The organism is Cupriavidus sp. DF5525 (assembly GCF_040149425.2).
In the GTDB taxonomy this organism is placed as follows: domain Bacteria; phylum Pseudomonadota; class Gammaproteobacteria; order Burkholderiales; family Burkholderiaceae; genus Cupriavidus; species Cupriavidus pickettii_A.
Map to the genome: position 1 here is coordinate 2581465 of NZ_CP168265.1, position 20684 is coordinate 2602148.

The window sequence follows — 20684 nt, forward strand, 5'->3', positions numbered from 1 at the left end:
TCACTCTCCCAGATAGGCGCGCTTTACTTCCGCGCTGTTCTTGACTTCGTCGGGAGAACCGTTGAAGATCCGCTTTCCCGACACAAACACCGAGATCCGGTCGGACAGCCTGAAGACTGCGTCCATGTCGTGCTCGATCAGCAGGATGGACAGGTCCTTGCCCTTCAGGCTCCTGATGAAGTCGACAAACCAGGGCACCTGGTTCGGGGACAGCCCGGCCATCGGCTCATCAAGCAGCAGCAGGCGCGGCCTGAGCGCCAGTGCGAGCCCGATTTCCAGCTGGCGCTGCTGGCCATACGACAAGTGGCAGGCCAGGGTGTGAAGTTCGTCCGCCAACTGGATGCGGTGCGCAACCGAAACCACTTCCTCGCGCAGCTGTTCGACCAATGCCTTGCCAAAGAAGCGGAAGCTTGCCTTCAGCCGCGACTGAATGCTGATGGCGAGATTCTCGAATACCGAGAGGTTGCGGAAAATGCTGGTGATCTGGTAAGAGCGCACCAGGCCCATGTCGGCACGCTCGGCCATGCTCAGGCGGGTTATGTCGGTTCCGTAGAATGAAATGGATCCCTTATCCGAAAGCAGACCGCCGGCGAGCTGCGATATGAACGTGGTCTTGCCTGCTCCGTTTGGCCCGATCAGCGCGTGGATCTGGTTGTCCGTAATGTCGAAGTCGACATGATCGGTGGCCATCAGTCCGCCAAAACGCTTGACGAGGCCCCTTACCGCTAACACTTGCTCAGCCATTACCCACCTCGCTCGACGAACGGCGCTGCGCCGCATGCGGGACGCGGACGCGCCACCGCAGGCCGGTCAATCCTTCCGGCACACGCATGACAACCAGGATGACAAAGACGCCCATGGCGATCTGCCAGTACCTGGTCAGGTGTGGCAGCACTTCTTCCAGCGCACAAAAGACGATGGCACCTACGGCGCCACCCCAGAAGTTCACGCTGCCTCCGAGGATCACCATGATGAGCAGGTTGCCGGACTGCAGCCAGCTGAACAGGCTCGGGCTGGCATAACTGTTCTGGTTGGCCAGCAGTGCGCCGGACAGCCCGGCTGCGGCGCCGGCGATCGCGAACACCATCAGCTTGTACCAGTAGGTGCGGTAGCCGAGCGCCTGCATCCGGGTTTCGTTCTCCTTGATGCCTTTCATCACGCGCCCTAGCGGCGACCGGATCAGGAAGCGGAAGAGCAGGTTCACCAGGACCACGGTAGCGAGGACCACGTAGTAGAACGTGACGTTGTCACCAGTATCGAGACCGAAGCCAAGCCTGGAGCGGTGCGCCATGTTGATGCCCTCGTCGCCACCGTACATCTTCAGTGATTCGAACAAATAGAACGTCATCTGGGCGAACGCAAGCGTGATCATGATGAAGTAAGCGCCCTTCGTGCGCAGCGAGATCATGCCGATCACCACCGCCAGCAACGCCGACACCATGACGGCAATCGGCCAGGCGATCCATGCGGAATCCGTACCAGGCAGCAATCCGACTGGTGCCGTCAGTTCCTTTGACAAGATGGCGACCACGAAGGCGCCGGTGCCAAAGAAGGCGGCGTGTCCAAAGGAAACGAGGGCCAGCTCGCCGACCAGCAGTCGCAGGCTGGTTGCGGCCAAGGCCAGGATCAGCACGCGCGTGGCGAAGCCGACGTAGAAGCTGCCGCCGAACGCCTGTGCCATCGCAGGGAAAGCGATCAGAAGGACGGCAAGCAGTGCCCAGGCAATGAGAGATTGGGATTTCATGACAGCCTCAGCGGGAGAATAGACCTTGCGGCCGCCAGTACAAGACCAGCGCCATCAGTAGATAGATCGAAACGGCGGACAGCGTGGATGCCAGCGAATCGGCCAGCCCCTGATCCGGCAAGCCGCGCAGCGCCATCGGAATCAACGCCCGGCCCAGCGCGTCGACAACGCCGACGAGCACGGCGCCGGCAAGCGCGCCCTGGACGGAACCGATGCCACCGATCACCACCACCACGAAGGCCAGGATCAGGATGCTCTCGCCCATGCCGACGTTGATCGACAGCAGAGGACCGAGCAGGCCTCCGGCGATGGCGCACAGCGCCGCGCCGAGACCGAAGACGAGCGAGAACACAAGGTTGATGTTCGCCCCCATGGCGCAGGCCATCTCACGGTCGGACGCACCCGCCCGGATCCACATGCCCACCCGCGTCTTCTTGATGAGCAGCGCCAGCAGTGCGGCGATCAGCAGGCCGACGACGATAATGAACAGCCGGAAGACCGGATATTCGAAGCTGCCGACGAGCGGCACAGACTCACTCAGCGAGGCCGGCATGCTGGTCATGATCGGCTGCGCCCCCCAGATCTCCTGCACCGCCTGGTTGGCGATCAGGATGATGCCGAAGGTGACAAGCACCTGGGTAAGATGGTCCTTGTCATAAAGCCGGCGCAACAGGCTCATTTCGAGCAGGATGCCAATCGCCGCGGTCAGCGCCACGCCGCCGATCAGCCCGAACAGGAAGCTGTCCGTCTTCAGGGTCAGCGTGGCGACCAGATAGGCGCCGATCATGTACAGCGACCCATGCGCCAGATTGATCATGTTCATGATGCCGAACACGAGTGTCAGGCCCGCCGACAGCAGAAACAGCATGAGCCCGAACTGCACGCCGTTGAGGAGCTGTTCGAACAGAAAAACCAGCATGATGTACTCCTTCCAACGGTTGTCCTATTTCGCCGCGAGCTTGCATTCGCCCATGTAGGGATCGCTCTGGTCGGCATATACCGGCGTGCTACTGACAGTCTTGTTGGTCAGCTTGCCCTTCTCGTTTTTCACCACCTGGCGCAAGTAGATGTGCTGGGTCGCGTTCTGGTTTGAGGAGAACTTGAAGTAGCTGCGTACCGATTCGTACTTTGCCGACATGATCGCGTCGTGCAGTACCTTGTCATCCTTGAACTTGCCCTTGCTGTCGCGAATCGCGGCATCCAGAAGCAGCCCAACCTCGTAGCCCTGCGAGGCGTAGCTCGATGCCGGACGCTTGAATTCCTTCTCAAAATCCTCGACGAATCTCCTGTTGACCGCGTTGGGAAAGTCCGGGCTCCACTGGCTGGTGTTGTAGATGCCGACAGCTGCATCACCCAGCGCAGGCAGGATGTCGGCGTCGACGGCGAAGCCGGCCGTGACCAGGTCGATCGTCTTGTTCAGGCCGGCCTGGTTGAACTGCTTGACAAAATTGATCGCCATCGGCCCCCACAGTGCGAAGAAGACCGCGTCAGGCTTGGCGGCGCGGATCTGGCCGATTTCTACCGAGAAATCCAGCTGGCCCACTTTGTTGCGGGCGCGGCCTGCGATCTCGCCCTTGTATTCTTTCTCGAAGCCCTCGGCATGCTCGCGACCTGCCTGGTAGTTCGGCGCAATCACGAATATCCGCTTGTACCCCTTCTGGGTGGCGAAGCGGCCAGCGGCCTCGGACAGCGCGCTGGTATGCCAGGTGGGATTGAAGTAATAGTAGTTGCACGAGGCCCCGGCGAGTTCCTTGGGGCCTGCGTTGGAATTGACGAAGAAGATCTTGTCCTTGAATGCCGTTGGCGCCACGGCCAGCATCACGTTGGTGAATGCCATGCCGGTGATGATGTCGACATTCTCGCTTTTGGCCATGCGCTCGTAGACCTGCTTGCCGGTATCCGGGTTGGCCTGGTCGTCGCCGTAAGCCACGACTGTGTCGACACCGCCCAGCTTGCCCCCCTTGTGCTTGAGCGCGAGATTGAATCCGTCTTTCATGTCGGTCGACAGCGTCGACAGTGGTCCGGTGAGGGAGCCGATGAAACCGATCTTGATTGGGTCAGCGGCCTGTGCACTCGGCGTGCAGGACAGGGCGATGGCAGCGAAGGCGATCCATCTCTTTGCTTGAAGCATGTGTGTCTCCTCTTTGTGTATTTGTGGTCCGTCTATTCCCGGCGGCCACTGTGTGCAAAGCGCATTGCGTACGGCAATACGGAATGCATGCGGAATGATTCTGTGGGGACCAGATGTAGCCTGAAGGCTGGCTGGATCCTCAAGGGGCGCCGCTCCCCGGCGCCAGGCAAAATGACTTGCCTAAAAGATGTGCTTCACGCCGACCATTGCGCCGAACTGGTTCCCACCTGGCGCCGGGTTGGTGCCGGCCTGACCACTGTTGACGGACAAGGCGAGGTTGCCGAGATTGTCGATAAAGCCTGCGGTCGCATACGCGGATGTCCGTTTTGAGAACGCATAGGTGCCGCGGCCTGCGAACATCCATGCCTTGTTCGGACTGTTGTGAAAGCGAAGGTGGAAGGCCTCAGCATCGACGCTGATCCTCGGCGTGATCGGGTAGGACGTCCCAAGGTAGTAGAGATCGCTGCGCGGTGTCGCGCTTGCCCGGTTGTCGCGGCGCAGCCATCCGCCCCCGATCTTCGCCTCTCCCACCATGAAGTACCCGTTGAGCGAAAGCCGGTCGTCGGTCAGGGCGCTGCTTGTCAGGCCACCAAAGGCACCAGGTCCGCCTCGCAACGAATCGTAGGCCGCCGCTACGCTCCAGCGCGCCGCATCGTATTTCAGGAGCACCGACCACTCGCGACACGCGCGCTGGTCTGCCGGGTTCTCCCCCGCGCAATTGGTGCCGCCCGGACTCGGGCCGGCATTGACCGTGTCGCGACCGAAGCTGTAGGTGGCGCCAACCGTCAGGCCACCAAAGGTGCCCTTGTAGGACACGGCATTGTCCGCGCGCGTATTGGGTATGTAGCTGTCGAGCGATCCGGAACCAAAGAGATTCGGCCCAAGCATGTCGGGCTCGGCCATGGCCCAGAACAGCATCGTGTACTGGCGCCCGATGGCCACCTGCCCCCAGCGCCCGGACAGGCCTACCAGCGCCTGGCGGCCGAACAGCCGCCCTCCCTGGCTCGACGCGCCGCTGTCTGGCAGGAAACCCGACTCCAACCAGAAGATCGCCTTGTTACCGCCACCGATGTCTTCGCTCCCGCGCAAGCCCCAACGGGACGGAACGGTACTGGTCAGGCCAGGCATGAAGGTTTGTGTGTCGCGTGCCTGACCGACTCCATTGACGAAGGCGATGCCGGTGTCAATGACTCCATATAACGTCACGTTTTGCGCGGCGGCCAATCCGGGAACTGCCATCAGAAGCGCAGCGGCCATCTTACGAATCTTCATGTCTCCTCCATTACTCTCATATAGTTATTGGCAGACGTTGCGGGAGCGCCACCAAGCCCCCGTCAAGGTGGGCAAATGCCCCGCCATACGTGCCTGCAATGCCTGTCAACGGGCGCGAGAATACGGAGCCCCGCGGCGAGCGCGGCGCCTTCTTTTTCTTGTTTCCATGCGATTTAAGCCCGGCCCGTTCGGCGGTCGTTCCAGCCTTCAGCCGCTGCGTGACCCGGCTCGCCTGAAGTTCGCCGCGTCAGCAATCCACGGCGAAGGATGTCCCTAAACCTCAGCGGGTTCCCCGCCTCGCTGCGCAACCAGGTCGAGCGCCACATCGACGATCATGTCCTCCTGGCCACCCACCATGCGACGCTTCCCCAGTTCCACCAGGATGTCGACGGTTTTCAGCTTGTAGCGTGCCGCTGCGGCTTCGGCGTGGCGCAGGAAGCTCGAGTAGACGCCGGCGTAGCCCAGCGCCAGGGTTTCCCGATCCACGCGTACGGGCCTATCCTGCAACGGGCGTACGATGTCGTCTGCAGCATCCATCAGGGTGTAAAGGTCGCAACCATGCTTCCAGCCCAGCCGGCTGGCGGCTGCGATGAACACCTCCAGCGGCGCGTTCCCTGCGCCCGCGCCCATGCCGGCCAGGCTCGCGTCCACGCGGTCGCAGCCCTCTTCCACCGCGACGATGGAGTTGGCCACACCCAGGCTCAGGTTGTGGTGGGCGTGAATGCCGGTCTGGGTCTCTGACTTGAGCACGTCCTTGAAGGCGCGGAAACGATCGCGCACATCGTTCATGTTCAGCGCCCCACCGGAATCGACCACGTAGATGCACTGTGCGCCATAGCTTTCCATCAGCTTCGCCTGCTGCGCCAGCGCGGCGGGATCGGTCATATGACTCATCATCAGGAAGCCGACGGCATCCATGCCGAGTTCACGCGCGAATTCAATGTGCTGGCGCGAGACGTCCGCCTCGGTGCAGTGCGTGGCTACGCGCACGACCCTCGCGCCGGCATCGTAGGCAGCGCGCAGGTCGTGCACCGTGCCCACTCCGGGCAGCAGCAGCGTCGCCACCTTGGCGCGACGCACGGTATCGGCTACCGCGGCGATCCACTCGACATCGGTATGCGCGCCGAAGCCATAGTTGAAGCTCGAACCCGAGAGGCCGTCACCGTGCGCGACCTCGATCGAGTCCACGCCCGCTGCGTCCAGCGCGGCGGCAATGCGGCGCACGTGGTCCAGGCTGTACTGGTGGCGGATGGCATGGCTGCCGTCGCGCAGGGTGACATCCGAGATATAAAGCTTCTTGTTCAGATCCATGTCTGTCTCCTTCTGCACGGTCAGGCGGCTGCCAGGCTGGTCTCGGCCAGGCGTTCGGCGCAAGCCAGCGCGGCGCTGGTCATGATGTCAAGATTGCCGGCATAGGCCGGCAGGTAGTGAGCGGCGCCCTCCACTTCCAGGAACACGGTGGTCTTCAATCCGCTGGCAGGCCCGATGCCCGGCACGTTCAGCGGCGCGGAAGCGGGAATGCGCTCAAACTGCACGCGCTGCTTGAGTCGGTAGCCTGGCACATAGGCCTGCACGGCCTGCACCATCTGCGCAATGCTCGCCTCGATCTCCGCCTCGTCGGCAAGATCGGACAGCGTGAACACCGTATCGCGCATGATCAGCGGCGGCTCGGCGGGGTTCAGCACGATGATGGCCTTGCCGCGCGCGGCGCCGCCTACCGAGCAGATCGCCTGGCTGGTGGTCTCGGTGAACTCGTCAATATTGGCGCGCGTGCCCGGCCCGGCCGACTTGCTGGAGATCGACGCCACGATCTCTGCATAGTGCACCTTCGCCACGCGCGATACCGCGGCCACCATCGGAATGGTGGCCTGGCCGCCGCAGGTGACCATATTGATATTGCTGGCCTCCAGGTGCTGGTCCAGGTTGACCACCGGCACCACATAGGGGCCGATCGCCGCTGGCGTCAGGTCGATCACCCGCACGCCGTGTTGCTGCAGCAACTGGTTATGGTGCGCGTGCGCACCTGCCGAAGTGGCGTCGAAGGCGATGCGGATATCGCCAAAGCCCTCCATCGCCAGCAGGCCTTCGATGCCCCCGGCGGTAGTCGGCACGCCCAGGCGCGCGGCGCGCGCCAGGCCGTCGGAGGCGGGATCGATGCCGACCATCGCGCCCATCTCCAGATGACGGCCGTGCCGCATCACCTTGATCATCAGGTCGGTGCCGATATTGCCCGAGCCGATGATGGCAACCTTGTGCTTGCCTGCTTTCATGTCCATCTTGATTCTCCCTTGCCGCCGCTGTCCGTTAGCGGCCTGATTAGCGGCCCAATTCCTTGGCGGATTTCCCGCCGATGCCGAAATGCGCCTTGGGCATTTCGGTGATCAGCACACGCACGGATTCGCGCGGGACGCCGATCGACGCCACCGCCGCGTCAGTGAGCGCGCTGATCAGGCCCGCCTTCTGTTCCTCGGTCCTTCCTTCCATCAGGAAAACTTGCATGATGGGCATTGCCTTACTCCTGTCATTTGCCATTGGAAGCACACAGTCTTGCTCCCGCCGGCTGTGCTGCGATCAGACAAAGCGCATCGATACCGTCCCCAGGTGCTGGTAGCGCACGGTGACGTTGTCGCCCGCCTGCACCGCCACCGCCTCGGTCACGCCGCCGGTCATGATGAAGGTGCCGGCCGGCAGTTCGCGCCCCCGCGCACCCAGCATGTTGGCCAGCATGGCCACGCTGCTGGCCGGGTGGCCGAGCACGGCGGCGCCGGCGGCGGTGGCGACCACGTCGCCGTTCTTTTCCATCACCACGCCGAGGTTCTTCAGATCGATGCCATCGGCGCTTCGATGTGTGCCGCCCACCACGAAGCGGGCCGATGAGGTGTTGTCCGCGATCACGCTCTTCAGGTCGAAACGGAAGTTCTCGTAGCGCGAGTCGATCACCTCCACCGCCGGCAGCACGAAGTCGGTCGCGGCCAGCACGTCGCCGATATGGCAGCCGGGCCCCTTGAGCGGACGCTTAAGGACGAAGGCGATCTCCGCCTCCACCTTGGGATGGATCAGCGATGCGGTATCGATGGCGCCGCCATCCATGCAGGCGCCGTAGTCGGTCACGAAGCCATAGACCGGCTCGGTTACGCCCATCTGGCGCATCTTGGCGAACGAGGTCAGCCCCATCTTGAGGCCGGCAATGCGCGTGCCGCGTGCCTCCTTGCGTGCCCGGATCGCGTCCTGGATCGCATAGGCGTCGTCCCAGTCCATGTCGGGATGGTCGTCGGTGATCTTGCGCACCGGTTCGCGGTTGAGTTCGGCGGTCTCCAGGTGCTCAGCGAGCTGCTGGATGATGTCTTGGGTGAGATTCATGGCGATGTCGTGGGCTGCTATGTGGAATCCGTTCAGATGAAGCGCACGCCGGCCGAGCCGATGCCGCCCAGGCTGATGCGAAGCTGGTCGCCGGCCTTGACCGGCACCATCGCGGCCAGCGAGCCGGACAGGATCACCTCGCCCTTCTTCAGCCCCATGCCGAGGCGGCCCAGCGTATTGGCCAGCCACGCCACGGCGTTGGCCGGATGGCCGAGGGCGGCGGCACCGGCGCCGGTGGCAACGATCTCGCCGTTCTTCTCCAGCGTCATCCCGACCGTGCCGAGATCCAGCCCGCGCGGGTCCACGGCGGCGTCGCCCAGCACAAACACGCCGGACGATGCGTTATCCGCCACCGTGTCCTGGATGCGAATCTTCCAGTCGCGGATGCGCGAGTCGACGATCTCGAAGCACGGCAGCACGTAGGCGGTGGCGCGCAGCACATCGGCATTGGTCACGCCCGGGCCTTCCAGGTCTTCCTTGAGCACGAAGGCAATCTCGCCCTCGGCCTTGGGCGCGATCAGCGTGTCGGCGGCAATGGCGGCGCCATCGCCGTAGACCATGCCGGACAGCAGGTGCCCGAAGTCCGGCTGGCGCACATCGAGCATGTCCATCACCACCCGGCTGGTCACGCCGATCTTCTTGCCGATGACACGCTCGCCGGCATCCAGCCGATGCTGCACCATGGCGAGCTGGATGCCGTAGGCGTCGTCGAGGGACAGATCTGGATAGCCTTCGGTCAGCGGTGCGATGGCCTGGCGCGCGGACAGCGCGTGGTGAAGGCCAGCAGCGATGTCGAGGATTTGTTCTGGTTTCATGGCCTGGCTCACAATTTCACGCACACATTGCGCAGCTCGGTATAGAACTCCAGCGAATGCACCCCGCCCTCGCGGCCGATGCCGGATTGCTTGGCGCCGCCGAAGGCGGTGCGCAGGTCGCGCAGGAACCACGCGTTGATCCAGCAGATGCCCACCTCCAGGGCGCTGCCCATGCGGTGTGCCGTGCCGAGATCGGACGTCCACACCGTCGCAGCCAGGCCGTAGGGCGTGTCGTTGGCGAGCCGGACGGCTTCTTGCTCGGTATCGAACGGCGCGATATGGCAGCAAGGGCCAAAGATCTCTTCGTGGATCACGGCCGCATCCTCGGGCAGGCCTGTCCAGATGGTGGGCTGCACCCAGGCGCCTTCGGCCAGCGCTTCGGGCATCTCGGGCACGCCGCCGCCGGTGACTACGGTGGCGCCTGCGTCAGCCGCCTTCCTGTAGTAGGACAGCACCTTGGCCTGATGCTCCAGCGAAACCAGTGGGCCCATGTTCACACCGTCGGCGTCCGGGGAGCCCAGCCGCAAGCCTTCGGCCTTTGCCTTGAGCGCCGCGACGAAGCGCTCGAAAATCGGCCGCTGCACGTAGACGCGCTCGGTGCCCAGGCACACCTGACCGCTGTTCTCGAAGGCCGAGCGCGCAATGCCGGCGACGGCCTTGTCGAAATCCGCGTCGGCGAACACGATGCCGGCGTTCTTGCCGCCCAGCTCCAACGAAACCGGACGCACGCCATGGGCAGCTGCCTTCATGATGGCCTCGCCGGTACGGGTTTCGCCGGTGAAGGTGATGCCGTTCACATCCGGGTGCGAGGTCAGGAAGGCACCGGCAGAATCCGGGCCAAAGCCGTGGACGACGTTGTACACGCCAGGAGGCACGCCAGCCTCGTTCATGACTTCGCCGAGCAAGGTGGCTGTAGCCGGGGTTTCCTCGGACGGCTTGACCACTACCGTATTGCCGCAGGCCAGCGCCGGGCCAACCTTCCAGGTCATCAGCAGCAGCGGCAGGTTCCACGGGCACACCACGCCGATCACCCCGCGCGGCGAGCGCACCGCGTAGTTGATGGCCTCGCCGCCATCGGGCGTGGCCATGGCGAAACTCTCAGCCGGTACGTTCCTGATCAGGTCGGCGAACACCTTGAAGTTGGCCGCGCCGCGTGGAATGTCGACATGGCTGGCGAGCGACAGCGGCTTGCCGGTGTCGGCAATCTCGGCCTGCAGGAATTCGTCGAAGCGGCGGTTGATGCCGTCGGCCACGGCGTGCAGCAGTTCGACGCGCCGGGCCACCGTCATGCGCCCCCACTCGCCCTGCAACGCGCGGCGCGCGGCCGCCACGGCGGCGTCGACCTCTGCCTGGCCGGCCTCGTGGACATGCCCGATCAGGCTGTTGTCGACCGGATTACGGTTCTCAAAGGTCCGTTCGGTGCCGACCCATTCGCCGTTAATGAAGTTGCGAAATTGTTTCATGCAATTGCCTCGGTGACTGATTTTGAAAGGGATTGGGATCCGCACCGTCCAGGGCGCGTCGGAGCCGAGCAGCACGGCCTCTCGCCTGGAGCGCTAGGCTGGTCCGATTGCCGTGCCCTCCGAATCGCCGGCGGTCAGGTATTCCCACATCCGTTCGAAGATCCGGCCAACGCGAGTCGCGCGCAATTCGGCGTCCGCCTGCGGGATGACCGCGGCATGGTCGCTCAGTCCCGCACCGCGCAACGCGAGATCCATGCGTGCCGCATCTTCCAGGTACCACGTCAGCACCACCGCATCCTCCAGCGAGGCGCCGGCAACCACGGCGCCGTTGCCCCGCATCACCACCGCGCTGGCCGTACCCAGGGTTTCGACCACCGCTGCCGCCTGCCCAGGCGTGCGGACCAGTTGCGGGTTGTCCCACAGCGGCACCCCGGCGGAGAAATACGTGCCAATGCCGTGCAGGCAGCGCGGTGTCAGGCGTGCTGCCGACAACGCCATCACGGCCGGTGGCATGCTGCGCACGACGCCGCCAATGTGCGGATGCTGCCGGTAGATCTCCTGGTGAATGCGGACTTCGCCCAGCACGCCTTCAGGAAGCGTCCCGTTGACGCTCACCACCGTGCCGGTGTCGCTTGCCCCGATCAGCCCCATCGGCTTGGCCGCACACACCAGAAACTCGCCCGGGCTGAGGCGCACACTGCAATGTCCATAGGCATGGGCGAGATGAGCCCGACCGATCGCCCGTGCTGCTACACGCACGAGGCGTTGTTGCGCGTCAATGAGCGTGGAGGTCGTGCTCATGAACGAAACTCGGCAATGTCCGGCTTGGCACCCCACATGCAGAAGGATGACGAAGTCCCGGTGGGAAAATGCCGAGGGCGGTAGGTCTTCTCGTCTTCCACCGAGATGGTCCTGACGCCTGTCGAGTACTCGTAGATCATGTCGTCCGGACCTTCGAAATAGAGGAACACGGCGCCCGAGGTGGGATGCCGTCCCGGGCCGAACAGGATGCGTACGCCCCGTTCGCGCAGCAGGTAGTAAGACCGCATCAGGTCGTCGACACTCTCCACCTGGTGGTTGATATGCTGGACGCCGGCGTAACTCGAAGGGAACAGCGCGATCTTGTGGTGGATCTCGTCGATTCGCAGCAATGGCGCCTCGCCGATCCAGTCACTTACCTTTGCATTGCAAAGCCCCGTCCAGAACGTTTCGTCGCGCGCCGGATTGGTCGAGCGCAAGCCGATGTGGCTGAAGCCGGTGATGCCGGCATCGCGCGACGGAAAATAACGACGACCGCTGTGGTCGGGCGCGACCACGAGATCGATGCTGTTGCCGGACGGATCACGAAAGTTGATGAAGGCACCAACGCGTCGTAACTCGCACTGCTCTTTCGAGCCCGTGACGACACGCACGTCGTTGCGATCGAGCAAGTCGGCGGACGCGGCAAGCTCGGCGGGAGACGCTACCTCGAAGGCGGAAGTATGGTCTTTGGGGTCGCCCTCGAAATAGCACAGCGTGTGGTCGCGACTGTCCGAGCGGAAGTAGAGGGCGCCTCTCTCGCGATGCGCGACCTCCAGGCCCAGCACCTGCGTAGCGTACTGCTCGCAACCTTGCAGGTCGCGCGTCCCAAGGCGCACATAGCGGATATCGGAAAGGTGAATCATCTGGTCTCCTGTTGATCGCCGCCGGCAGATCACGAGGCAGGAGTCCTCAGGCATGTGCTTCCCGGTCACAGCGGGAACCTGCCTGCCTACGTTCGTCTCCTGCCCCGCAGGCATCGATGCTGAGCATCCCGCCGGCTGGTTTTCGGAAAATGTAGCGGCGCCGAACGCATAAACAAAGCAAATTGTTATAATTCGGATTATTTGATTTTCAAATATCCATGCGACTCGATCTGAATTTGCTGCGGGTTTTGCTGGCGATCTACGACACCGGCAGCGTGACGGCAGCGGCCAAGCGTCTGAACATGAGCCAGCCGGCGGCCAGCGCCGCTCTCGCCCGGTTGCGCGAGTCATTGGGAGATGCCCTGTTTATCCGCCAGGTCGATGGCATGTCGCCTACGCCCCGCGCGCAAAGCCTGGCGGGCAAGGCAAGGGAAGTCCTGGACGCCATCGATCACGATATCCTGCGGGCGCCGGAATTTGATCCGGGGGTGTGCGGCGATGAATTCGTCTTTTGCCTGAGCGCGATCGGAGAGATCGTGTTTCTGCCGAAGCTGGTGCAACACATCCGTGCTACGGCCCCGTCGGCGCGCATTCGTGGCGTCAGCCTCGCCCCTGCCCAGTTGGAAGAAGCCTTGCGGGTTGGCGAGGTCGATCTGGCGCTCGGCTATTTCCCGGATTTACGCAAGGCCGAATTCTTCCAGCGGCGCCTGTTCTCGCATGACCTTGTCTGTATGGTGCGCACCGGGCACAGGATCAAGGGACCGCGCATGACCCTGACGCAGTTCCAGGCGGCAGAGCATGCCTTCGTCAAGGATGGAAGTCGTAGCCAGGAGATGTTTGAAGAGGTTCTCGCCAAGCAGGGCATCCAGCGCAATATCGTGTTGCATACCGCGCACTATATGAGCATCCCCACCATCATCGCCGAATCCGACCTGGTGGTGGTGCTGCCGCGTACGGTCGCCAACGTGTTTGCCGACTCAAAAAGGGTGCGCATCGTAGCGCCTCCGGTTGAAATTCCGCATTACGATCTGAAGGTGTACTGGCATCGGCGCTTTGCCAAGGATCCCAAATCGAAATGGCTGCGCTCCGTGGTCACGGAGGTTTTCGCCACCGACGCCGACTGAGCAATTGGGTCGTAAATCGCTATCTGTTAACCGGCGACCAACCCGATTTTTCCAGTGCTCTCGATAACGCATATACCTGCGCACTGCAAAGCAGCCCGGGCATGGCGGCTACTCGAACCGTACGGATCCCGCACCGCTTCGGTCTACCGATCGCCTGGCAGGATTGCCGGAAATATGAACATTGCCAGCGCCACTCAACTCCACTTGCGCGGATTCAGAAGCATATGCCGAGACTAGCCCGGCTCCCGATACCTCAGCGGAAATCGACTTCGCGCGGAGGTTGGCCAGTTCCACACTGCCTGAGCCCGACACCGTAGCCTTGACTTCGCTGGCAGTGCCGTCGGCTACGATCGTGCCCGAACCGGACACCTGGAGCATGACGGCATTGACGTGCAGGCCGTTGGCCACAAGCTTGCCCGACCCAGAGATGACCGCGCGCGACAACTCCGGTCCTTCGACCAGCAGCCTGATTGGCTTTTCCGAAGAAAACGAGCCATCGGGGGCGATCACCAGAGTGCCGCCCTCAACGGTCGTTTTGATCTTCGACATGATGTCGGACTGGGCCAAGACGGTAATGCTTGGGTCGGGAGCGAACCGGTACGTCGCATCTGCACTCAGCATCATGTCAATGCCCTGAAACGCAGGTAGCGAACGGCGCTGGCTGACGACTGGACCCTTCGCTTTCACCATATTGGCGCCGCCGTAGACCTTGCCGTTGATGATAGCGACCGAGTCGCCCGTCACTACAACGTTCGAGCCATTGACGATCACGGTGCCGTCGCCATGCGCAATACCGGAGACCGCCGCAAGCATCGAAACACACAACTTGACGAGTTGCTTCACGGTGGTCCTTTTGTTAGTCCGCACTGAGCTGCGCGGGACTTGCACGCCGATAGCGCTCAAGCGCTTTACAGACGATAACCGGTAGCACGGTCGCTATTGCCACTTCGACCCAAGTGTTCCCAGTCCTGCCTTCCTGAGGTCCTCAGGGGCCATCACCACGCGAAACTCGCAATCAGCGTTGAACATCAGAAACCAGGGTTCTGCGAATGCGGGGATCTGCGATGGTTCGTCGAGATTGACGACGAGAATCGCTCCGCGCGCTCCGTTCTGCTCGGTAAAGTAGACGGCCTCCGGTTTCGTCTCTGCCAGAATCCTCTCTATAACGTCACCGATCGTGCCATCGCGCACAAAAGCATTGAATGGCTCGTGAGGTATTCGGATGTTGAGAAGCATGCGCATGTTAACCCTCCTTGATGGAACGATCTCTTCCGGCAGACTCGGGCGCGCCAGTGCCTTCCCATGACGAGCGCGTTTACTTCAAACCAAGCGTGAACGGCAGCAACAGTGCATTCACAAAAAGCAGGACATAGGCGATAACCATGACCGCCCGGACGGTGGAACGTGGCCGGTCCTGTGCGCGAGCGTTATGGCGAGTCCACAGGAAACCCACGCCCATGCCCAGGACGGCAAGCCCGGAAAACAGGCTCTCCACGGCAAGCGCGGCCGGACGGGATTTGCCAGGGCTGCTGTGCATGCCGTCTGCAATGGGGCGCGCCGCCGCTTGCCGGGCAGCCGGTGTTTCAACGGGGGTTGCAGTCAGCAGAGTGAACTCGGTGAGTTCCGGTCCGACCTGCATGGCAAGCGACGCAGTCGACGTCGGCTGTTCTTGCGCGCTCTGTGTCGGCGTAGTTGCCGGTGCCGGCTCATGCGTGGCCGGGCTTGAAATGGGGGCTTCGGTCGACCGAGTGAACTCGGTGGGTTCCGGGCTGTGCATGGCAAGCGACTCGGTCGACGCCGGCTGTTCTTGCGCGCTCTGCGTCGGCGCAGTCGACGGTGCCGGCTCATGCGTGGCCGGGCCTGACATAGCCGTGGCAGCCTGGGGTGGGGAGGCGGGCCGGGCCGGCGCGTTTCGCATCGAGTCCCGCTCCCGCCAGAACCTGGCGAACATGCCTTCCAGGCAGCGTACCGAGTCGCAGGCATCGCGCCGGGCACGCCAGGCCGTGATGTCCGAGTTTTGAATCCTACCCTTGCGCAGCATTCTCTGCTGCTCGGCGTAGATGCGCTCGTAGCGCTCTGACAGCCTGGTCGAATCGCAGATCAGGTGATGGCGCGCGCGCGGGCGGGGGTCGTCGGTCGCCAGCGTGCATCGCATCCCGACGCCGCGCGGGTCTTCGCAGCGGACCGAGGATCCGCCCGCAGGTGATTTACAGTCGATGTCGGAGGCCCGCGCACCGCTGACGCCGGACAGGCCCACTGCGAAGCCCACGGCAACAATCGTGGCCAGACGCCTTATGACCCTCTTCATCATGATTCCTCATCGAAGCGGCCCAAGGCTTTCAAGCTAGTCGATGTCGCGGCTTACCCCAAGTACCTGTTGTGGAGCGCGTGCGGTACGACACTTACCGCTGCATCGTCGGGCCAGAATGCGCCCTCTCCTTCTCCTGCCGGCGCGAGCTGGCAGATGTGCTGGGCAAGTCGATGTGATGTCCGACACGCTGCTCAAGGGACGATCACTTTCAGTGCAGCGGGTCCCTTGCCAGCCGTGCGCTGATCCAGCGCTTCATGCGGGCGCTGTTCGTTGCGGAAGCGCCGGAACGCATCCATGCGTCGTTGCTGCGCCGTCATCGTCTCCACTGGCCTTCGCGGATTAAAGCCTCGGCAATGCCGGGGATCATCTGCGCCACCTGCCTGGCGGCCGCCGTGAATGGGCGCTGACTGCTCGTGGCCAGCACGACGGTCTGCCGCAAGGCGCGGTCGGCCAGTGGCACGGCGTCGAACTCACCGGCCTCCAGTTCTGGTGCTACCGCGTGGTAAGGCAGCACGGAGAAAGCGGCATGGTCGAACATGATGCGCTTGATGACCACCGACGAGCTGGCCTCCATGCAGACGTTGAGCGCGATGCGGTGCGCGATGGCCATTTCGTCGAGGAGGTTGCGGATAGCGTTGGGGGGCACCGGCAGCACCAGCGGCAGGCCGCCGAGCTGGCGCAGCGGGATCGACGTCGGCCTGGCTCCCACTGCGCGCCAGTGGGCCTGCAATGCCTCGCGCCGGCCCACCAGCATCAGCGCCGTGTCCAGCAGGCGCCGGTAGCTGTTCCTGCCTTCGGCACGATAGCGGTTCAGCACGGCAAGATCGATGCCGCCCTGCGTCAGCTGTGTCTCGATCTCCCCGCTGTAGCCCTCCACGATGCGCAGCCGGACGGCCGGCAGGCGCTCCTGCACTGCTGCGTAGAGCCGGCTCGATAGCAGCGGCGCCACTGCCGGCACCAATCCGAGCGTGACCATTCCGCTTACCTTGCCCGCCTGGCCGCGTGCCGACTCGACCAGCTGCCGGGCGCCGGACAGCAGCGGCTCGGCGTCGGCCAGCACCTGCGCTGCCAGCGTGGTCGGCCGCACGCCGCGCCCCGTGCGATAGAACAGCGGCCCGCCAAACATCTTCTCCAGCTCGGCGACCTGCCGGCTGATGGCGGACTGCGCCAGCCCGAGCTGCGCCGCGGCCCCCGATACGCTGCCCGTGCGCGCCACGGCCACGAACGTGGCCAGCGCCTTGAACGTGAGGTCCTGCCCTGTTTCAGCCTGCATCGATCCGCTCCAGCTATCTTGTATCGAGAAATCTGCTTTCTCCTGTCGGCATTGATCGGAGAGTAGCGCCTCTTTATCGTTAGAGGCAAGCACACCGACCCACCTCGAGGAGACGACGACCCATGCCCCTATCTGCTGAACGCCATCCGCTGGCGCCGCTCGACGCGGCGGAGACCGGCACCCTGGCCCGAGTCCAGGCGCTGGTCCAGGAGACCATCGGCCCCAGGGCCAATGCGGTCAACCGCAATGACGAATTCGCGTGGGACACCTTCCGCGCGCTGGCCGGGAGCGGCGTCATCGCCACGGCGTTCCCCCGGGAGCTTGGCGGCACGGCTGCATCGATGCTGCTGCGTGTCAGGATCATCGAGGAGATCGCCCGTGTGTGCAGCACCGCGGCTTCGCTCGTCACGGGCACGGATCTGTCGTCGCGCCCGATTGTCGCGGGGGGATCGCCCGAACTGTGCGCGCAGACGGTCCCGCTGCTGGCCAGCGGCGAGAAGCAATCCGCCTTCGCGCTGACCGAACCCGGCGCGGGCTCGGACCTCGCGCGGCTGCGCACCGTCGCCAGCCGGCACCCTGGCGGCTATCGGCTGTCCGGCGAGAAGAAGTTCATTACCCGCGCCACGGTGGCCGACATGTTTGTCGTGGTGGCGTCACTCGCCGACGGACCTGGCGGCAGCAAGGGGCTGACGGCATTCCTCGTGCCGCGCGATGCCGAAGGGCTCAGCGTGTCGCCGGTCATCCCCAAGCTCGGCTGGCACGGCGTGCCGATCGCGGAAGTACGCCTGGACGATGTCTTCGTACCGCTGGCGGATCGCCTTGGCGAGGAGGGACAGGGCATGGCGCTGGCGCAGGACACGCTGGTGCGCGCCCGGATCGGCCATGCGGCCATTGCGCTGGGGCGGATGTCCGGGGCGCTGCAGATCGCGGCGCAGTACGCCGGGCACCGGCAGGTGTCCGGCAAGGCAGTCGGCGAGCACCAGGGCATCCAGTGGATGCTGGCCGACATGGCCGCGCGCATCGAGGCCGCACGCTGCCTGGTCTACAGCGCGGCGCAGCGCTACGACCGCAAGGACGCCGAGACTTCGATTCACGCATCGATCGCCAAGATGCACAGCACCGACCTGTGCATGCGCGTCGTGGTGGACTGCGCGCAGCTGCTCGGCGGCAACGGCTACCTGAATGCCTATCCGATCGAACGCTTCCTGCGCGATGCCAAGATGAACCAGATCGGCGAGGGAACCAGCGAGGTCCACAAGAACCTGATCGGCCGGCACGTGATGAAGACGGCGTCGGCGATGCCGCAGCACCCCTGCCTCGACCTTGAGCCGGACCTGTTCGGAGCGCACTGATGACCCAGACCCGCAACAATGCCCTGGCCAACGCGCTGTGCCGCCGCCTGGGCATCCGCTACCCGATCTTCGGGCTGGCACACAGCATCGAAGCTGCCGCGGCTATCTCCAATGCGGGCGGACTCGGCGTCTATGCCGCCGCGCGCGACGGCCCCGACGAACTCGCCCGGAAGCTGCGCGACCTGCGCGCGCTGTGCCCCGACGTCCCCGTCGGCGTGGACCTGCTGCTGCCGACCGCATTGCCGGGCGTCTCCACCCCCGATGACGTGGCGGCAGCCATTCCGGAGGGGCATCGCCGCTTTATCGATGGCCTGTTCGAGCGCTTCGCCGTGCCACCCGCCACGCAGGGCAACTTCTTCTCGCAATACGTGCGCTCGCAGGCGTTGTTCGAGGAGCAGGTCGTCGCCGTGGCGCAGAGCCAGATCGATGTCTTCGCGGCCGGGGTCGGCACGCCAGCCGGCACCATCGCGCAAGTGCGGCGCGCGGGCAAGACCACCATGGCGCTGGTCGGCGCCGTCAAGCATGCGCGCAAGGCCATCGAGGCCGGCGTCGACGTGCTGGTCGCGCAGGGCTATGACGCGGGCGGGCATACCGGGACGACCGGCACCTTCACGCTGGTACCGCAGATCATCGCGGCAGCCGGGGGGCGGCCGGTGCTTGCCGCCGGCGGCATCGGCGAAGGCAGCCAGATCGCCGCCGCACTGGCGATGGGCGCACAGGGCGCGTGGCTCGGCACGGTGTGGCTGGGCAGCACGGAGCACCGGCTGCCGGCCGCGCTGACCGAGCGGCTGCTGGCTGCCGGCAGCGAAGACACGGTCATCACGCGCGCGCACAGCGGCAAGCCGTGCCGCGTGGTGCGCAGCGCGTTCTCCGATGCGTGGGAAGCACCCGAGGCCCCCGAGCCGCTCGACATGCCCTACCAGCAGGCGCTGACCGGGCGGTTGCTGGCGGCCGTGGAAGAGCACGAGATCGCGCCGCTGATGTACGAGGCGGCGGGCCAGAGCGTCGCCTGGGTGCGGGAAGTCGAACCGGTGGCACGGATCATGGACCGGCTGGTACGGCAGACGCGCCAGTCCCTGGATGGCCTGCGCAGCTACCTGCCGGGCTGACCGGCAATACCCGACGGAAACAACGGGTTACCAGAACGAGGAGACAGCATGGATCGCCGAGCATTCGCAAGGACTGCGTTGCAAACCGCCCTGGCGCTGGCCGCGCCCGGCTGGCTGCCGGGGCTCGCCCGGGCCGCAACGGGCCCGGGCAATTTCCCCGACCGGCCGCTGCGCGCGGTGGTGCCTTACCCGGCGGGGGGCGTCGTCGACGTCACGCTGCGCGCGGCGCTCGACCGGATGTCGCTTGACTTGCCGCAGCGCGTGGTCGTGGAGAACCGGCCGGGTGCCGACGGCCGTATCGGCATCGAGTTCGCCAGCCGCGCACCGGCTGACGGGTACACGCTGCTCGGCGTGACCCCGGTGCTGGCGGTGGCCCAGACGCTCTATCCCGATTCCGGCATTCGTATCCAGAACTTCCGGGCCATCGGCGCAGTGGCGGCAGTGCCGTCGGTATTCGTGGTCCACAACGACGTGCCCGTGAAGACGCTGAAGGAATTCGCGGCATGGGGCAAGGCGCGGCCGGGTGCGGTGAACGTTCCGGTTCCGGGCGCTGGCAGCTCGCTGCATCTGGCGCAGGAGCTGTTCTTCGAATCCACCGGCGTGCGGGTGACCAACGTCGGCTACAAGGGCCAGCCGCCTTCGGTCTTGGATCTGGGGCGCGGGCAATTGCAGTTCGCGCTGGTGTCGCAAAACCTGGTGCTGCCGCTGATCCAGTCGAAGCGCGTGCGGCCGCTGGCGGTCAATGCCGCCAGGCGGACGCGTTCGCTGCCGGACATTCCGACCATCGCGGAAGCGGGCTACCCGGACGCCCTGGTGCAGTCGTGGTATGGCCTGGCGGTCCACGCGCGCACCGCGCCGGCCATCGTCGACTACCTCGGCGCTGCGCTGCAGGCGGCCATGGCCACCGCAGACGTGCGCAACAAGCTTGCGGCACTCGACGCGGAAATCCTCGCGCTCGACCCGAAGCAGTTCGACAGCCTTCTGCAGGCCGAAGCCACGCGCTGGGCAGCCCTGATCAAGGCACGGGAAATCAAGGTGGACGCATGAAGCCAGCTACGCATCCGGA

The 20684-nt window shown here is 64.4% G+C and carries 22 protein-coding genes; 4 read left to right on the plus strand and 18 right to left on the minus strand.

From position 1 onward, the window contains the following. The 13 genes from ABNX08_RS12055 to ABNX08_RS12115 form a co-directional block, all read right to left on the minus strand. Positions 1-744, minus strand: coding sequence for an ABC transporter ATP-binding protein (locus ABNX08_RS12055; protein ID WP_022535474.1), 744 nt, complete (start codon positions 742-744; stop codon positions 1-3). Next, positions 737-1744 (minus strand): branched-chain amino acid ABC transporter permease, encoded by a 1008-nt coding sequence (locus ABNX08_RS12060; RefSeq protein ID WP_022535475.1) that lies wholly within the window; start codon positions 1742-1744, stop codon positions 737-739. Before ABNX08_RS12060 ends, ABNX08_RS12055 begins: the two co-directional genes overlap by 8 nt. A gap of 7 nt (positions 1745-1751) precedes the next feature. Next, positions 1752-2663: a branched-chain amino acid ABC transporter permease gene (locus ABNX08_RS12065; protein WP_022535476.1), complete on the minus strand. Its 912-nt coding sequence runs from the start codon at positions 2661-2663 to the stop codon at positions 1752-1754. 24 nt (positions 2664-2687) lie between these two features. Then, positions 2688-3875: an ABC transporter substrate-binding protein gene (locus tag ABNX08_RS12070; RefSeq protein WP_022535477.1), complete on the minus strand. Its 1188-nt coding sequence runs from the start codon at positions 3873-3875 to the stop codon at positions 2688-2690. A 180-nt stretch (positions 3876-4055) separates the two neighbouring features. Next, a complete protein-coding gene (locus tag ABNX08_RS12075; RefSeq protein ID WP_022535478.1) occupies positions 4056-5147 on the minus strand; it encodes a porin in 1092 nt (363 codons plus the stop codon). Positions 5148-5420: 273 nt separating this feature from the next. Further along, positions 5421-6458, minus strand: a complete 1038-nt coding sequence (gene dmpG / locus ABNX08_RS12080; RefSeq protein ID WP_022535479.1) for a 4-hydroxy-2-oxovalerate aldolase — start codon at positions 6456-6458, stop codon at positions 5421-5423. Positions 6459-6478: 20 nt separating this feature from the next. Beyond that, complete coding sequence (locus tag ABNX08_RS12085) at positions 6479-7423, minus strand: acetaldehyde dehydrogenase (acetylating) (RefSeq protein WP_022535480.1); 945 nt, start codon at positions 7421-7423, stop codon at positions 6479-6481. A gap of 40 nt (positions 7424-7463) precedes the next feature. After that, a complete protein-coding gene (locus ABNX08_RS12090; RefSeq protein ID WP_022535481.1) occupies positions 7464-7655 on the minus strand; it encodes a 2-hydroxymuconate tautomerase in 192 nt (63 codons plus the stop codon). Positions 7656-7718: 63 nt separating this feature from the next. Continuing rightward, positions 7719-8507, minus strand: coding sequence for a 2-oxo-3-hexenedioate decarboxylase (gene dmpH, locus ABNX08_RS12095; RefSeq protein ID WP_022535482.1), 789 nt, complete (start codon positions 8505-8507; stop codon positions 7719-7721). A 32-nt stretch (positions 8508-8539) separates the two neighbouring features. Continuing rightward, entirely contained in the window at positions 8540-9322 is a 783-nt protein-coding gene (dmpE, locus tag ABNX08_RS12100) for a 2-oxopent-4-enoate hydratase (RefSeq protein ID WP_022535483.1), read from the minus strand. 8 nt (positions 9323-9330) lie between these two features. Beyond that, entirely contained in the window at positions 9331-10785 is a 1455-nt protein-coding gene (locus tag ABNX08_RS12105) for a 2-hydroxymuconic semialdehyde dehydrogenase (RefSeq protein WP_022535484.1), read from the minus strand. A gap of 93 nt (positions 10786-10878) precedes the next feature. Continuing rightward, complete coding sequence (locus ABNX08_RS12110) at positions 10879-11586, minus strand: class II aldolase/adducin family protein (RefSeq protein ID WP_022535485.1); 708 nt, start codon at positions 11584-11586, stop codon at positions 10879-10881. Continuing rightward, entirely contained in the window at positions 11583-12449 is an 867-nt protein-coding gene (locus ABNX08_RS12115; protein ID WP_022535486.1) for a VOC family protein, read from the minus strand. The genes ABNX08_RS12110 and ABNX08_RS12115 overlap by 4 nt, the downstream gene beginning before the upstream one ends. Before the next feature lie 218 nt (positions 12450-12667). Between ABNX08_RS12115 and ABNX08_RS12120 the strand changes: the two genes are divergently transcribed. Continuing rightward, positions 12668-13573: a LysR family transcriptional regulator gene (locus ABNX08_RS12120; RefSeq protein WP_022535487.1), complete on the plus strand. Its 906-nt coding sequence runs from the start codon at positions 12668-12670 to the stop codon at positions 13571-13573. Between the two features lie 108 nt (positions 13574-13681). Here ABNX08_RS12120 and ABNX08_RS12125 read toward each other — a convergent pair whose 3' ends face one another. The 5 genes from ABNX08_RS12125 to ABNX08_RS12145 all read right to left on the minus strand — a co-directional run bounded on the left by ABNX08_RS12125 (position 13682) and on the right by ABNX08_RS12145 (position 17157). Next, positions 13682-14416: a head GIN domain-containing protein gene (locus ABNX08_RS12125; RefSeq protein ID WP_022535488.1), complete on the minus strand. Its 735-nt coding sequence runs from the start codon at positions 14414-14416 to the stop codon at positions 13682-13684. 93 nt (positions 14417-14509) lie between these two features. Then, entirely contained in the window at positions 14510-14815 is a 306-nt protein-coding gene (locus tag ABNX08_RS12130; protein ID WP_022535489.1) for a hypothetical protein, read from the minus strand. Positions 14816-14888: 73 nt separating this feature from the next. Further along, entirely contained in the window at positions 14889-15884 is a 996-nt protein-coding gene (locus ABNX08_RS12135) for a hypothetical protein (RefSeq protein ID WP_022535490.1), read from the minus strand. Positions 15885-16075: 191 nt separating this feature from the next. After that, positions 16076-16201 (minus strand): hypothetical protein, encoded by a 126-nt coding sequence (locus ABNX08_RS12140; protein WP_022535491.1) that lies wholly within the window; start codon positions 16199-16201, stop codon positions 16076-16078. Then, positions 16198-17157: a LysR family transcriptional regulator gene (locus ABNX08_RS12145; protein ID WP_022535492.1), complete on the minus strand. Its 960-nt coding sequence runs from the start codon at positions 17155-17157 to the stop codon at positions 16198-16200. The genes ABNX08_RS12140 and ABNX08_RS12145 overlap by 4 nt, the downstream gene beginning before the upstream one ends. A 122-nt stretch (positions 17158-17279) precedes the next feature. Here ABNX08_RS12145 and ABNX08_RS12150 point away from each other — a divergent pair, with 122 nt between their 5' ends. From ABNX08_RS12150 to ABNX08_RS12160, 3 genes are read left to right on the plus strand one after another with little or no spacing between them, the layout of a single operon-like run. Beyond that, positions 17280-18509, plus strand: coding sequence for an acyl-CoA dehydrogenase family protein (locus ABNX08_RS12150; RefSeq protein ID WP_349606001.1), 1230 nt, complete (start codon positions 17280-17282; stop codon positions 18507-18509). Continuing rightward, entirely contained in the window at positions 18509-19618 is a 1110-nt protein-coding gene (locus tag ABNX08_RS12155; RefSeq protein WP_022535494.1) for a nitronate monooxygenase family protein, read from the plus strand. Before ABNX08_RS12150 ends, ABNX08_RS12155 begins: the two co-directional genes overlap by 1 nt. 48 nt (positions 19619-19666) lie before the next feature. Further along, a complete protein-coding gene (locus tag ABNX08_RS12160) occupies positions 19667-20665 on the plus strand; it encodes a tripartite tricarboxylate transporter substrate binding protein (protein ID WP_041681074.1) in 999 nt (332 codons plus the stop codon). Positions 20666-20684 lie beyond the last annotated feature (19 nt).